At 65.1% G+C, this 13982-nt stretch carries 11 protein-coding genes and 1 pseudogene; 3 read left to right on the top strand and 9 right to left on the bottom strand.

Annotated elements, in window-relative coordinates; all coding sequences use genetic code 11:
• Window positions 1–55: 55 nt before the first annotated feature.
• Together I6F16_RS14660 and I6F16_RS14655 are read right to left on the bottom strand one after the other, a co-directional pair.
• Window positions 56–532, bottom strand: coding sequence for an NUDIX hydrolase (locus I6F16_RS14660; protein ID WP_035997832.1), 477 nt, complete (start codon window positions 530–532; stop codon window positions 56–58).
• An 80-nt stretch (window positions 533–612) separates the two neighbouring features.
• A complete protein-coding gene (locus I6F16_RS14655) occupies window positions 613–1704 on the bottom strand; it encodes an enolase C-terminal domain-like protein (protein WP_036021436.1) in 1092 nt (363 codons plus the stop codon).
• Between the two features lie 192 nt (window positions 1705–1896).
• Here I6F16_RS14655 and I6F16_RS14650 point away from each other — a divergent pair, with 192 nt between their 5' ends.
• Window positions 1897–3459, top strand: coding sequence for an adenylate/guanylate cyclase domain-containing protein (locus I6F16_RS14650; RefSeq protein ID WP_035997835.1), 1563 nt, complete (start codon window positions 1897–1899; stop codon window positions 3457–3459).
• Window positions 3460–3660: 201 nt separating this feature from the next.
• Here I6F16_RS14650 and I6F16_RS14645 read toward each other — a convergent pair whose 3' ends face one another.
• The 3 genes from I6F16_RS14645 to I6F16_RS14635 form a co-directional block, all read right to left on the bottom strand.
• The gene (locus tag I6F16_RS14645; RefSeq protein ID WP_036021438.1) at window positions 3661–4887 is read right to left on the bottom strand and encodes an ABC transporter substrate-binding protein; all 1227 of its coding nucleotides are present in this window, start codon (window positions 4885–4887) and stop codon (window positions 3661–3663) included.
• Window positions 4888–5021: 134 nt separating this feature from the next.
• Window positions 5022–5951 carry an alpha/beta hydrolase gene (locus I6F16_RS14640; RefSeq protein WP_036021440.1) on the bottom strand — a complete coding sequence of 310 codons (930 nt, stop codon included), beginning with the start codon at window positions 5949–5951 and terminating at the stop codon, window positions 5022–5024.
• Window positions 5952–6180: 229 nt separating this feature from the next.
• Window positions 6181–6750, bottom strand: a complete 570-nt coding sequence (locus I6F16_RS14635) for an alpha-ketoglutarate-dependent dioxygenase AlkB (protein WP_074447687.1) — start codon at window positions 6748–6750, stop codon at window positions 6181–6183.
• 79 nt (window positions 6751–6829) lie between these two features.
• Here I6F16_RS14635 and I6F16_RS14630 point away from each other — a divergent pair, with 79 nt between their 5' ends.
• Window positions 6830–6970: a hypothetical protein gene (locus I6F16_RS14630; protein WP_167361649.1), complete on the top strand. Its 141-nt coding sequence runs from the start codon at window positions 6830–6832 to the stop codon at window positions 6968–6970.
• On the opposite strand, the gene I6F16_RS14625 is transcribed toward I6F16_RS14630, so the two are convergent.
• The 3 genes and pseudogenes from I6F16_RS14625 to I6F16_RS14615 all read right to left on the bottom strand — a co-directional run bounded on the left by I6F16_RS14625 (window position 6967) and on the right by I6F16_RS14615 (window position 10756).
• Window positions 6967–8553, bottom strand: coding sequence for an ATP-binding protein (locus I6F16_RS14625; protein WP_036021443.1), 1587 nt, complete (start codon window positions 8551–8553; stop codon window positions 6967–6969). The genes I6F16_RS14630 and I6F16_RS14625 overlap by 4 nt on opposite strands.
• Window positions 8550–9254 carry a response regulator transcription factor gene (locus I6F16_RS14620; protein ID WP_036021446.1) on the bottom strand — a complete coding sequence of 235 codons (705 nt, stop codon included), beginning with the start codon at window positions 9252–9254 and terminating at the stop codon, window positions 8550–8552. The genes I6F16_RS14625 and I6F16_RS14620 overlap by 4 nt, the downstream gene beginning before the upstream one ends.
• 19 nt (window positions 9255–9273) lie before the next feature.
• A pseudogene (locus tag I6F16_RS14615) lies at window positions 9274–10756 on the bottom strand (DUF4173 domain-containing protein).
• 188 nt (window positions 10757–10944) lie between these two features.
• Here I6F16_RS14615 and I6F16_RS14610 point away from each other — a divergent pair.
• Complete coding sequence (locus I6F16_RS14610; RefSeq protein WP_225149297.1) at window positions 10945–12288, top strand: glycoside hydrolase family 3 N-terminal domain-containing protein; 1344 nt, start codon at window positions 10945–10947, stop codon at window positions 12286–12288.
• On the opposite strand, the gene I6F16_RS14605 is transcribed toward I6F16_RS14610, so the two are convergent.
• Window positions 12285–13907 (bottom strand): ABC transporter substrate-binding protein, encoded by a 1623-nt coding sequence (locus I6F16_RS14605; RefSeq protein WP_225149296.1) that lies wholly within the window; start codon window positions 13905–13907, stop codon window positions 12285–12287. The two genes, I6F16_RS14610 and I6F16_RS14605, sit on opposite strands and share 4 nt — an antisense overlap.
• Window positions 13908–13982: the final 75 nt, after the last annotated feature.

Here is a 13982-nt window from a genome sequence, read left to right as displayed (position 1 = left end):
TGAGAGCGCCATGCTTGTCAACTGACGTCGTCGGCGTCTCGACATGGATCACGCATCACTCTTCCGTTGATGCACGACGCGCAGGCTGCAGCAGCAAGTCCTTCAGTCCGGTCGGATAGAGCTTCGGCCCGCCGTCCAGGTCGAGATCGGCAAGGTCGAACCACCGCGCGACGATCTGCTCTCCATTGTCCTCGCGGAAGTCGATGCGCTCCCGGCCGGCGAATGCGCCATCCGGAAACGCGACCTCTGCGATGTACATCACCTCGTGCCCGGTCGATCCCTCGTGCACAAAGATGTTCTCCAGCATCAAGGGCTCACCCACGATGCCGACGTCGATGCCGAGCTCTTCGTTGAATTCCCGCACCAAGGCCGCGCGCCAGCTCTCGCCGAACTCGATCTCGCCGCCGAGCGGGCGCACCCCCTTGATCCGCCCCGCATCGTCGCGCACCTCGGCCGCCAGCAGCCGCCCGCCGCGCCAATGCAGGCCGATCGCGACGACGCGGATACCGGGATGTGGGCGCCAAGTGGTCATGGCGGATCGTTAATCCGTGTCGCATGCTTTCGCAACGAGGGACGAGATCGTGTGCTTGCGATGGCGAGATGAGAGACCCGTCACTCCACCAGATACTTCTTCACCGCCGCTTCGTCCCACGCGATCCCGTTGCCCGGCTCCTCGCTCGGCAGCGCAAAGCCGTCCTTGATCTGCAGCCGCGTTGCCAGCACCGCGTCGGCCCAGTCGACATATTCCAGCCAATGCGCGGTCGGCGTCACGCAGAGCAGATGCGCGCTGACTTCAGAGAACAGGTGCGACGACATCTCGATGCCGGCAGCATGGGCAAGCGAAGCGGCGCGGAGCCAGCCGGTGACGCCGCCGATGCGCTGGACATCAGGCATCACGTAGTCGCAGGCCTCTGCCGAGAGCGCGGCTTGCATGGAAAACGCGCTGTCAAAATTCTCGCCGATCTGGACCGGCGTCTGCAGCGCGTCGGCAATGCGGGCGCAGCCGGCATGATCGTCGTGGCGGATCGGCTCCTCGATCCAGCTGAGGCCCTCGTCGTCGAGCATCTCACCGCGGCGGATCGCTTCGGTGACCGTCAGCGCCTGGTTGTAGTCGCACATCAGCGTGACCTCGTCGCCGACGGCCTTGCGCACCGCGCGCACGACGGCGAGATCCTCCCGCGCATCGCGTCGGCCGACGCGGATCTTTGCGGCGTGAAACCCCTCGGCCAGCAGCTTGTGGGCTTCCTCCACCGCGGCGCCTGCCGGCATGATGCCGAGCCCCTTCGAGTTGTAGGCGCGCACCGGCTTCGGCGTGCCGCCGAGCAGGCGGGCGAGCGGCAGGCCGCGCGAGCGCGCCAGCGCGTCCCATGCCGCCATGTCGATGCCGGATTGCGCCAGCCGCTGCAGGCCGGCGAGGCCCAGCAGCGTGAAGCGCTGGCTCAGCTTGCGCTCGATCTCGAACGGCAGCAGCTCGTCGCCGGCGACGAGGTCCGACATTTCCGTGACCATCGCCGCCAGCGGCTTCAAGGCCGAGGGCGTGAGCGAGAACAGATAGGAATGACCCACCGCGCCGTGGTCGGTCTCGCAGTCGATCAGCACCAGCGGTGCCTTGGCGACCGCCCCGGTCGCGGTCTGGAGCGGCAGGTTCATCGGCACGATCACGGGACGTGCCTGGAAGCGCTTGATGCGGACGGTCTCGGTCATGGCTCTCTCCCGGCGGAGCGGATGCAGGTCGGCGCCGATCTTAAGCATCCGTGATCAAACGAAAAGGCGCTTGCTGCGACCACCATAAAATGGGGTTGCGCCGGCCGGCAATTCTTGGCTCTGTGCCGCCGCATGCATTGTCTCGGATTCTGGAAGGATTTGCGACAAAATCGCACAGAACGGAGCCACAGGGTGAAACAAGAGATCTCCGAACAACAGCGCAAGAGTGGCATTCTCACCGGCGCCGTGATCGTCTTCCTCCTGCTCGCCCTGCCGGTCGCGGTGTGGCTGGACCTGACCGAGCTCAGCAAGACGGCGCTGCGCCGGCAGGCGATCGATCTCAACTCGGTGATCACGAGCGTGCGCAGCTACTACGCCTCCAACGTGGTCGGCCGCGTGCTGGCCAATCCGAACGGCAGCACCAAGGTCGTTCACAACTACGAATCCGTGCCCGGCGCGATCCCGATCCCGGCGACGCTGTCGCTGGAGCTCGGCCGGGTGATCGGCGCCCAGCAGGAGAACATCACCTATCGCTTCGTCTCGGACTTCCCGTTCCAGAACCGCGCTCCGCACCAGCTCGACAAGTTCGAGAAGGACGCGCTCGATGCGCTGCGCCGGGATCCCGAGCAGAAGATCGTGGAGACCGAGACCTCGCTGTTCAACGACAAGGTCCGCCTGGTTGCGCCCGTCACGATGGGTCCGGCCTGCGTCAGCTGCCACAACAGCCACCCCGAGAGCCCGAAGAAGGACTGGAAGGTGGGGGATGTCCGCGGCATCCAGGAGGTGATCATCGCCCAGCCGATCGCCGCCAACATCTTCTCGTTCAAGTTCCTGCTGGCCTATTTCGTGATCGCCGCCGGGAGCGGACTGGCGTTCCTGTCATTGCAGCGACGTCAGGCGCGCCGCATCAAGAACATGAACAAGGAGCTCGAATCCGCCAACGACTTCCTGGCCTCGCTGTCGATGAAGATCTCGCGCTACATCCCGCCGCAGGTCTACAAGAGCATCTTCTCGGGCCAGAAGGACGTCACCATCCACACCGAGCGCAAGAAGCTCACCATCTTCTTCTCCGACATCCAGAACTTCACCGCCACCGCCGAGCGGCTGCAGCCGGAGCAGCTGACCCAGCTCCTCAACGAATATTTCACGGAAATGTCGGCGATCGCCCACGAATATGGCGGCACCATCGACAAGTTCATTGGCGATGCCATGCTGATCTTCTTCGGCGACCCCGAGACCAAGGGCGATCGCGCCGATGCACAGGCCTGTCTGCAGATGGCCTGGCGCATGCAGCAGCGCCTTGCCGAGCTCAATGCGAAATGGCGGGCGTCCGGCATCGAGCAGCCGTTCCGCTCGCGCATGGGCATCAACTCGGGCTATTGCAATGTCGGCAATTTCGGGAGCGCCGACCGTATGGACTACACCATCATCGGTGCGGAGGCGAACCTCGCCGCGCGCCTGCAATCGATCGCTGAGCCCGGCGGCATCGTCTTGAGCTACGAGACCTTCGCCCTCGTCAGCGACATCGTCCGCGCGCATGCGCTGCCGGCGATCACGATGAAGGGCATCAGCCGCGAGGTGATCCCCTATTCGGTGGATGCACTGAGTGACAAAGCTGCGGAGAACAGCGGCATCATCACCGAACGCGCGCCGGGCCTCGAGCTCTATCTCGATCCCGCCGTGGTGAAATCAGGCGACGCCGCACGCGTGCGCTCGCTGCTGGAGAACGCGCTGGCCTCGCTCAAGCCGGCGTGAGGGGAGCTTCTTACCCTCCCTGGAAGGGGAGGGTCGATCGCGCGTAGCGCGAGCGGGGTGGGGTGATCTCTCCCCTCGGGCGGTGTCGGATGTGGAGAGACCGTCACCCCACCCCGCTACGCATTCCGCTTCGCTACATGCGTAGCGACCTACGGGCGAGCTACGCTCGTCCCGGACCCCTCCAGGGGAGGGTAAGTGACCTCACCTTGCCGCCCCTTCCGTGAACGCCGTCTCGATCACATCCCCAAACGGCTGCCACGACCGCCCGTCGAACTGCACCAGCCGCATCTGCCTGATCGGCAGGTAGCGGTTGGGCGAGGTGTTCATCCTGATGTTGGGCAATGCGACCGAAGGCTGATAGTCCCTGAGCGAGGCCGCCTGGCGCATGATGTTGTCGCGTGAAAAATCGTCGCCGCATTGCTTCAGCACCTGCGTCAGCGCCTCGGCCGCGGCGTAGCCATAGACGGCCGCACTGTTGTTGGTGCTTTCGACCCGATGGTATTTGTCCATGAAGGCGAACCAGTCCTTCATGCCGGGATCGTCCTTCCAGGCGGGATCGCTCGGATCCTTCAAAAAGGCCGCCGAAATCACGCCGGCAGAGTTTTCCAGCCCCGCGGGCGCCATCGCGTTGGCGATCGAGGCGGAGGCATCGTTGACGATGAAGACGGGACGCCAATTCAGGGACGCTGCCAGCTTGATCACCTTGGATGCGGTCGAGGGCACGCCGAGGAAGACGAAGATGTCGGCGCCGGCGCGCTTGAGGATCGAGACGTGCCCGTCGAGATGCTCGTCGGCAAGGTCGAAGGCGATGTCGACCAGGACGTGACGATTGAGATCGCCGAGGCCTTCCTGGATACCCTTGTAGAGCATGCGCCCGAACTGGTCGTTCTGCCAGAGCACGACGATCTTCTTCCTCGGGTAAGAGGCCTGGATGTAGTTGGCATAGATGCGCCCCTCCGACCGGAACGACGGCTGCCAGCCCATGGTCCAGGGATACGCGCTCGGCTGGCTCAGCTCTTCGTCGCCGGAGGCGACGAACAGTTGCGGGATCTTCTTCTCGTTCAGGTACCAGCGCGTGGCGAGATTGCCGGGCGTGCCGAACGAGCCGAACATCAGGTGCACGCCGTCCTTCTCGACCAGCTTGCGCGTCAGCTCCAGCGCGGTCGCCGGATCGGAATTGTCGTCGCGGGTGATGAAGCGGATCTTGCGGCCATTGATGCCGCCGCGCGCGTTGACCATGTCGAAATAGGCCGCTTCCGCCTGGCCGATCGCGCCGAATTCCGAGAGCGGCCCCGAATACGGCATAACATTGCCGATGCGGATTTCCTCATCGCTTGCGGGTTGATCCGAGTGCTGCTGCCGCGACATCGCGCCCAGCGATGCGATGGCAATCACGGAAACGAACAGCATCCTGCCGATGACGCGCATGTTCGATGCCTTGTGGTTGGCCCCCAACGAGGTCGGCTCAATCCCCACCAAGGCCGCTTGATCTAGGTCAAGCGTTTGGCAATCGTGTGGCTGTCGCGCTTCGATGAATGCGGCAGGCGTGCTGCCGCAACGCGTTACGGCAACCCTCGCGCTTCCAGCTGACGCACCAGCAGCAGCGTCGGCTCCGCGAGGCTGTCGCCGGAACCATCGAGGCCGAAGGCGTTCGCGATGCCGTCGCGGCTGCGCAGCAGCGTGCTGCGCGGGCAATGGCCGGCGCCGCACAGCGTCTTCTTTAGCGTCTCGCCCTGCGCCACGAGGCCGGCGGAATCATCCGCGGCCCAGGCCAGCACGATCGGCACGTCGACATTGAGGATGCCGGGGAATACCGAGCGCTTGTCGTACTGGGTGGCGTCACCGCCGAGATAGGCCTTCTCGCTGTCGCTCGCGTCCTTGCCGACGCGGTAGATCCCGGACACCAGCACCACGCCCGCGACGTCGGCGCCGGCGGTCTGCAGCTCGGGATGCGCCAGCATGGTCGCGACGTGGAAGGCGCCGGCGCCGTAGCCGACCGCGACGATCTCGCGGGCATCGCCGTTGAAGAGGTCGATATTGCCATGAACCCAGGACAGCGCCGCGGCCACATCGGTCGCGCCGGCCGGCCAGGTCGCCGCGGGCGCCAGGCGATAATCGACGCGGACCCCGATCATGCCGTTGCGCGCGGCAAAGCACATCGCCTGGTCCTGGATCTGGCGCGACAGCTCCGGCGCTCCGCGGTCGCCGGTGAAGGTATCTCCCGTCACGAACAGCAGCACCGGCCGCGGCGTGTCGGCCTTGGTTGCGCTGGTCGCGACATCGAGCACATTGGCCTCGCTCTCGCCATAGCGCAGGCCGCGCGAGAAGGTGACCTGCTCGCATAGCCGTGCGGTGCCGCCTGCGGTGGTGTCGGAATCGGTGAGGCCCGCCTGCACGAGACCCGAGGGCGGCCGGAGCCGGCCCGGCACGGGTCCGTGCGCGAAGGCCGTGGTCATGGTCAGAAACAGGAAAAATGTCAGATAATTCTTCATGGATGTGGCGGCCTTGCGGGGCTCCATATCGGCTCGCTGATCTGGCCCGTCTTTTCAATTCATCTCATTAGTCAGCCGGCCTTGAGGCGAATTCGCGGCACCTTGGATGCGCAGCCGCCGTTTATCCCGATCCGTCAGGCCGTTGTCCAGCGCCGCCGAGGCTCGCGCCTGAAACGGCTTTCTACTGTGCATGGGGTTGTTTTCGCACCTTTTGTTTTGGCCTGGTCCGTCAGGCCCGCTTCATCGTCCGGAAGGTGATGGAATAGCGCCGCGCCGCGACCGGGGGGATGCTGTGCTCCCACTGCGACCGCGCCTCGCCGTCCATCATGTAGAGCGAGCGCGGCAGGGCAGTGAGCGTATGGCGCTCCCACTTGGCGCCGTTGCGGCGGCGGAAACGGAAAGCGCACGGCGAGCCCAGCGACAGGCCGAGCACCTTGTCGAAATGCGGCTTGTCGCGATGCCAGCCGATGCCGACGCCGACCTCGTATTCGGTGCACAGCACCTGCCGGACGCCGGCCTCCGGCAGCCCGGCCCAGGCCTCGACCTGGCGCGCGACCGGCCGCACCCAGTCCGGGATCGGATCGGCCTCGGCGAGACGCTGCAGCGTGTAGTCATAGCGATAGCCGAACGACGCCACCCGGCGGTTGCCCTCGAACGCGCCGAACTGAAAGCGCTGGAGCGGCAATGCTGCGATGCGGCCGATCAGATCCTGCTCGGCGGCATGATCGATAAAATCGTCCGTGTAGTGAAGGCCGGTCGGGCCTTCCTGCGGGTCGGCGAACAAACTTAGCTGCGTCATGCCTCGCATTTCCGTGATGGAACCTGTTGGCGTCTGATGCGACTTATCTATGACGCGGGAAGAAACGTGCGAGGCTGTTATGGCAGAGAAGCATACCGCCGATCCGGTTGAGATCATGCGGGCGACCGGTCATCCTGAGTTGGAATACGCCGCCGGCTGGACTATCGCCGGTCTCGCCACCATCGGCACCATCGTCGCCGTCTGGGTCTTTGCGATCTAGGCAACCGGAAACTGGAGCTCGAAGGCTGCGCCCTCGTCGGTCGGCTTAAGCCTGATCGAGCCGCCATGGCTCGCCATCACCGCGCGCGCGATCGCCAGCCCCATCCCGGTGCCGCCCTGGTCGCGGCGGGTGGTGAAGAACGCATCGAAGATCCTGTCGCGGTTCGGCGCCGAGATCGGCTCGCCGTCATTGCTGACCGTCACAAGCACGGTCGTCCGTGCGTCGACCGCCTCCAGCCTGATCGTGCCGGCCTTGTGCCGCACCGCATTGTCGGCGATGTGCGACAGCACGATCAGCGCCTTCTCCGAGGACATTCCGATCGCCCGGTCGAGGCTGCCGCTGGCCTCGATCGCGCTTGCCGGAAACCGGCTTCTGAGATCGGCGATCACGGGTGCCAGCTCGGTGCGCTCGTTCTGCGGCAGGCTCTCGGCGCGGGCGAGCTCCCGCAGCCGCTGCGCCATCGCCTCCAGCCGCTGGGTATCCGACAGGATGTTGGCGATGAAGGTGTTCTGCTCGGCCGGCGTCAGGCCCTCGGCCTTGCCCTGAACCGAATCCTGCAGCAGCTCGGCCGCGCCCTTGATCGAGGTCAGCGGCGATTTCAGCTCGTGGGTGAGATGGGCCGAAAAGGTCGCGATATAGTCGGAGCGCCGCGCCAGCTGCTCGGCCATGCCGAGGAAGCTGTGCGAGAGCTGGGCGAACTCGCGCGTGCCGTAATGCTTCAGCGGTTGGAACGCCTCCCGGTCGCCGCGGCCGATTCGGGCGGCGCGGTCGATCAGCTCGCGCATCGGCAGCGTGATGGTGCGTGAGAACACGAGGCCGATCGCGATGGTGCCGAGGATGACGGCAAGGCCGGCCAGCACGAACTTGGCCCGCTCCTGATAGAGATGGTCGAAAATGTTGCTCGGCGTGCGCGTCGTGTAGATCACGCCGGCGACGCGGTTGTTGACGATGACGGGCATCGCCGAAAACACGTGCACGCCGAGGCCGCGGCTGAAGGAATAGATCGGCGGCGGCGGCTTGTCCGGCACGCGGTTGCGTAAAGTCGCGCGGTATTGCCCGTGCAGGGCGTCCGCGACCTCCTCGATATGGGCGAGCGACTGCCCGACCTCCTGCCGCCCGGCAATCACCACGCCTTGCGGATCGAGGATGCGAAAGCCGGCCAATGTCACCTTCTGGGTCTCGCGGATGATCGGCGTCAGCCTGGCCCCGATCTCGACATAGGCTGCTTGCGCCTGCCCGGGCGCGGGCAATGCGTCGGGCCGCCGCCGCAACAGATCGTTCGCGGTGAGGTCGAGCGCGGGGCGGATCGGCGTGACCTGGTCACCGGGATCGGGCAGCACGCCCGGCGGCACCTCGGCGCCGAGCACGAGGCCGCTGTCGAGCCGGGCCGCGACCTCCTGCGCATAGATCGTCGCCAGCACGCGGCTCTGTGCGATCAGCTCGGCCTGGGTCTGGCGGATCAGCTGGTTGTCGTAGAGTCGGAAGAAGAACAGGCCGACCAGCGGCAATATGCCGACCGTCGCCAGCACCGTGAAGATCACGAGCGTGAGCGACGGACGCCATTTGTCGGGCGCAGCGCTCATGCCTCTTTCTCGCAGCGGCCGAGCTTGAAGCCGACGCCGTGGATGGTCTCGATCACGTTGTCGCAGGAAAGCGCCGCCAGCTTGGCGCGGATGTTGCGGATATGGCTGTCGATGGTGCGGTCGGAAACCTGGATGTTGAGCTGGTAGGCGGCCCGCATCAGCTGCTCGCGGTTGAATACCGACGTCGGCCGGGTCAGGAATGCGCGCAGGATGCCGAACTCGATCGCGGTCAGCTTCAGCGGCGTGCCGGCAAAGGACGCGACGTGCTGCTCGGGATCGATCAACAGCCCGCCTTGCGTCAGCGCGGTGGGCCCGGCCTTGGCCTCGCCGTTGCGCGGGCTGAGGCGGCGCAGGATGACATTGACCCGCGCCACCAGCTCGCGCGGGCTGAACGGCTTCGTGACGTAGTCGTCGCCGCCGATCTCGAGGCCCAGGATACGGTCGATCTCCTCGTCGCGCGCCGACAGGAACAGGATCGGCACGTCGGAGCCTTTGCGAATCTCGCGGCAGACGTCGAGGCCGTCGAACTCGGGCATGCCGATGTCCAGCACGATGAGATCGGGCCTGTCGGCGGCAAAGCGGAGAAGCGCCTCCTTGCCGTCGCGGGCCTCGATCACGTCCATGCCGGCCTTCTTCAGGGCGACGCGGATGACCTCGCGGATGTGGCCTTCGTCGTCGACGATGAGAATGCGATGCGCCAAGAAACTCTCCGTGTCCTCGTCAACTCGCCGGCTGGCTGCCGGCCTGAGCTTTCGCCTCGGCGTCCAGCCTGCGCTGGAGTCGCCAGTTGCGAAAGCCCCAGCTTCGCCAAGCCAGGTCCTGACGCTGCTGTTCTACAAGGCGGTCGCGGCGTGACACAAGGCAGCCCTCTTTGACGGCGGGCCGTAGCGCGATCGCCTTGTCGATGGCTGGCACCGCCTGCGGCCCGAGCGTCAGGAGATAGTCGATGTCGATCTGCACGCCTTTTCCCGAAACTTCCCGGCTGTGGACGACATTGTAGTCGGCGATGAAGGCGTCGAAGTTCACGAGCGAGCAGCCATAGAGCACGATCGCCAATGCGGCGAGATTGGCGCCGATCAGCCATTGATTGGACCTGTCGAGCACGATGCGCGCGACGATCAGGATCAGGCCGATCGCTACCAGTCCCATCCAGACGAACGCTGCAATCCGCCAATAGGTCAGCATGTAGATGTCGACATAGAGATCGAGCCGGCGGATGGAGGAGACGACCAGCAGCACGTTCTGTCCGACCCAGAGATAGACCAGCGGCCGGATCACCTTCGATTTCTCGGCCGGCCCGCCCGGACGCATCGCCACCAGCACGAAGGCAGCGGCGAGGAGGGCGGTCGCGATCAGCGGATAGGCGCCGCGATGGGCGTAGGTCGCATAAGTCATGTTGTCGGGCAGCGCCACGTGACCCCAGAGATAGATGCCGTCGAGAATGGACTGTGCCGCGAACAGCAGGTTGAACAGGATCAGCGAGCGCAGGATGGTGGAGGGGCCGAGAAATTCCGCCGAGACCATGGGCGGCAGCGGCGGTGGCACGGGGCCCTCGGCCACGGCGGCGGCGACGACCGCCCTGCGCCGCCAGCGCACATGGATGAACGGCCAGACCAGAGCCAGCATCAAGGTCCAGAACAGGACGCGCCACATGTTGACATAGTCGAGCATGACCTTGGGATTGAGCAGCGACACCCATTGCTCGATCACCGGATTTGCGGCGGCGAACAATGCGATGAAGACGGTGCTGAGCGCCGCGGGCATCAGCCAGAGCGCGATGCCGCGGGTGAAGGCCGACATGTTGAAGGCTTGGGGCGCATCGAGGAAGAACCTGAAGGGACCGAGCAGGAGGAAATTGCACAGCGCGCGGGCGCGGTCGGTGAGCCCGGTCGTATCGGGATTGGTTGCAAGCAACAGCGCAATCGTCAGCGACGCGACGAGGATCAGGAACGATAGCGTGTTGAGCTCTTCCATGGCCGGCACAAGGCCGAGCACGAGGATCGCGCCGCTGATCGCCGCGCGCCGCCAGTCCACGGCCGCGTGATTGAACAGCACCCGCAAACAGCGTCAGCGACAGCCCGATCCGCTGACCGTAGAACAGCCAGTCGGCGAGCCCGGCCAGCAGCAGCGCCATTGCGAGCTTGGCCGACAGTGCAGAAGGCCTGATCGGTTGGATATCCGTCGTCGAAGCCAGGCTCGTCATGTCCAGAAAGTCTCCGTGAATGGTGGCATCACGAATTCTGAACGGCACTTGTGCAGACGGCGGGATCATCGTCTGCACGGCTTCAGGAGTTTCTTGCAGTTTTCGTGCAGGCGCGCTTTTGCCTCTCGCGCAGCGCGATTCGCTTTGCTAGGTGCGAAACATTCATCGCCCATCGCACCTGGTGCATCATGCAATTGCTCAACCGCATCGGTCTCGCCCTGCTCTGGCTCGCCGCGCCGCTCGCTGCATTTGTCGCCGCGAACAAGAACGATCCCTATCTGCTCGTGCTGCGTGGCGCCGGAAACATCTCCCTTGTCGTCGCAAGCATCGCAATCGTCGCTCTTCTGCTGCGCGGAGGTCACTGGCGCACCTTCGCCGGCAAGGCGCTCGTCGTGCTCTGGTGCGTGCCGCCTGTCTTGATGTCCGCCGCGCATCTGAAGTTCGAGCTGCGCAAGCATGACGTTCTCGGCGCCGGCGCCGCCGAAGCGCGGCAGCTCGGGCCGCACTTCATGGTCGGCTATTCCTCCTTTCCCGAGGTCGCGCGTCTCGCCAGGCAGGGCCTGATCGGCGGCGTCTATGTCACCCGGCACAACATCCGCGGCCGTGCCATCGAGACGCTGCGGGCCGAGATCGCGGCGCTGCAGGATCTCAGGCGCGCAGCCGGCCTGCCGCCGCTGATCGTCGCCGCCGATCAGGAGGGCGGCATCGTCGGGCATCTTGCGCCGCCGCTGACGAAAGTGCCGGCGCTGGCGACGCTCACGGGACTGGCTTCCGATGAGCAGCAGGCCAAGGCCGAGGAGTTCGGCCGCATCCACGGCCGCGAGCTCGCCCACGTCGGCGTCAACCTCAATCTTGCGCCGGTGCTCGACCTCAAGCCGCCGGCGCGGCGCAACCGCCTCGATTTTCACACGCTGATCGGCCAGCGCGCGATTGCGAGCGATCCCGCCGTCGTCAGCACCATCGCGAGCGCCTATGTGCGCGGGCTGGAAGAGACGGGCGTCGGCGCCACGCTCAAGCATTTTCCCGGCATCGGCCGCGTGCGCGCCGACACGCATCACTTCAGCGCCAATCTCGACACGCCGGTGAAGGAGCTGGAGGCAACCGACTGGCTCCCGTTCCGCGAGGTGCTGTCGCATTCGCGCAGCGCCCTCATGGTCGGCCACGTCACGCTCACAGCCGTCGATCCCGATCGCGCCGCCTCGCATTCGAAGCGCGTCGTCGATGGGATCATTCGTGGGACGTGGGGTTACCAGGGCGTGGTGATGACCGACGATCTCATCATGGGCGCGATCTACCAGAACGACGTCTGCAAGGCCGTGGTCGAGGCGATCAATGCCGGCGTCGATCTGCTGCTGGTCGCCTATGACGGAGCGCAGTTCTACCGTGTCTTTGCCTGCGCCCTGGAAGGATCGCGACAGGGCAGGCTCGACGCGGCGATGCTGCATGCGAGCACCGCGCGCCTGGAGCGCGGCTTTTCGACCATGCAGGCACGAGCTGCCTCACGCGCCATCAGCGTCGCCCGGCAGAACTAGCCCTTCGCGAACTGGCGGTAGTCCGGTTCACGGTGAAACCAGAATTCGTAGCCGGAGATGCCCTTTTGCATGGCAACGTCGTGGATCGGCTGGTTGAGCGGAACCACGGGGACGTCGCGCATACAGAGCGCGATGAAATCCTTCACCGTCCTGTCGTATTCGGCGGCATCGGTGGTGAAGCGCGCCTTGTCGATCAGGGCGTCTATCTCCTTGTTCTTGTATGAGGAGATGTTGAAGATCGAGTTGTTGCCGTGGAAATTCCAGTAGAAGTAATATTCGGGATAATCGAGCCAGCCGCTGAAGCGGTTGAGCGCGAGCGGCAGCTCCTTCTTGTTCAGCGTCGTGCGCCAGTTCGCGCCGGGAATCTTTTCGATTGCCGCCTTGATGCCGATCTTGGCGAGATTCTCCTGGATCAGGATCGCGGTCGGCTCGCCGACGGTGGCGGTGCCGGCGTCCAGCGACAGCATCGTCTCCAGGCCGGATTCGAAACCCGCTTCCTTCAGCAGAGCCTTGGCCTTGTCGAGATCGGTGACGTAAGGAAACGGTTGCGGCCACACCGGCTTTGAGACTTCGGCGGTGCCGCCATACATGGGAACGGCGCGGCCGAAGAAGGCGCTGGTCTGAATCTGCTCGTACGGCATGGCCCAGGCGATGGCCTGGCGCAGCTTGACATTGTCGAACGGCGGCTTGGCGGTGTTCAGCGCGACGTACCACAGCGCGTTCGGGATCGGCACGCCCGAGACCTTGACCTTGCCCTCCTTGATGATCTGCTCGAAATCGCGCGGGGCAAAGCCGCTGGAAATATCCGCATCGCCCCGCTCCAGCATGGCACGGCGCGTGCCGGCGGAGGGAACGTCGCGGGCAATCACGCGCTTGACCTTCGGCAGCGGCCCGCTCTTCCAGTCGTCGAAGCGCGTCAGCACGGTCTCGCTACCCGGCTTCCAGCTCTCGATCTTGTAGGCGCCGCCGCCGGCCTCGTTGTTCTTCAGCCAGGCCAGCGCCCACGGATCTTCCGGCGTCGCGTTCTTCCTGGCGAGCTCGGAATTGATGATGAAGGGCACGACGACGGCCACGTTGAACAGCAGCATCTTGTCATTGCGGACATAGTCGATACGGAAAGTGTGGTCGTCGACCACCACGAACTGCTCCGGCTTCTCCAGCGATCCCGCCGACATCTGGAAGGTCGGAAAGCCGCCGACCTTCACGGCGCGGTCAAACGACCATTTGACGTCCTTGGCGGTCACAGGCGTGCCGTCGTGGAATTTTGCGTCCTTGCGAAGCTTGAAGGTGCAGGACATGCCGTCGGCGGCGACCTCCCAGCTCTCGGCGAGCTCGGGCGCGAGCTTCTCGCGGTCATACGACAACGTGCCGTCCGGCAGTGTCTTGGCGGCGTAGGTGAGCAGGCGGTCGTAGCAATTCCAGGACAGGCCGTTCACGGTCTGGTTGGAGCCGACGCCCTGCATGTCCAGCGAATTCGGTCCCAGCTCCTGCACCACCAGCAGAGTTTCGCTGCGTCCCTGCGCCCCAGCGAGGCGTGGAGCAAAGGCTGCCGTACCGGCGACACCGAGGCCGCCGAGCATGACGCTCCGGCGGTTCAAATCGAGGGGTGAAATGCTCAAGAGTGCCTCCCGTTCCGGAATTGTCCGGCATCGAGAGGCAAGCTGTATGCCAGAGCCAGGAAGCCCCAAGCCGCC

Origin of the sequence: Bradyrhizobium sp. IC4060 (assembly GCF_020193715.1) — a bacterium.
GTDB classification, from domain to species: Bacteria; Pseudomonadota; Alphaproteobacteria; order Rhizobiales; family Xanthobacteraceae; genus Bradyrhizobium; species Bradyrhizobium yuanmingense.
This window is presented reverse-complemented; position numbering and strand designations above follow the sequence as displayed.

Bases quoted from the DNA above. Each gene is read 5' to 3' on its own strand.
- I6F16_RS14660 (WP_035997832.1), bottom strand. From the start codon at position 532: ATGACCACTTGGCGCCCACATCCCGGTATCCGCGTCGTCGCGATCGGC.
- I6F16_RS14625 (WP_036021443.1), bottom strand. From the start codon at position 8,553: ATGAGCGCTGCGCCCGACAAATGGCGTCCGTCGCTCACGCTCGTGATC.
- I6F16_RS14610 (WP_225149297.1), top strand. From the start codon at position 10,945: ATGCAATTGCTCAACCGCATCGGTCTCGCCCTGCTCTGGCTCGCCGCG.
- I6F16_RS14640 (WP_036021440.1), bottom strand. From the start codon at position 5,951: ATGAAGAATTATCTGACATTTTTCCTGTTTCTGACCATGACCACGGCC.
- I6F16_RS14645 (WP_036021438.1), bottom strand. From the start codon at position 4,887: ATGCGCGTCATCGGCAGGATGCTGTTCGTTTCCGTGATTGCCATCGCA.
- I6F16_RS14655 (WP_036021436.1), bottom strand. From the start codon at position 1,704: ATGACCGAGACCGTCCGCATCAAGCGCTTCCAGGCACGTCCCGTGATC.
- I6F16_RS14635 (WP_074447687.1), bottom strand. From the start codon at position 6,750: ATGACGCAGCTAAGTTTGTTCGCCGACCCGCAGGAAGGCCCGACCGGC.
- I6F16_RS14630 (WP_167361649.1), top strand. From the start codon at position 6,830: ATGGCAGAGAAGCATACCGCCGATCCGGTTGAGATCATGCGGGCGACC.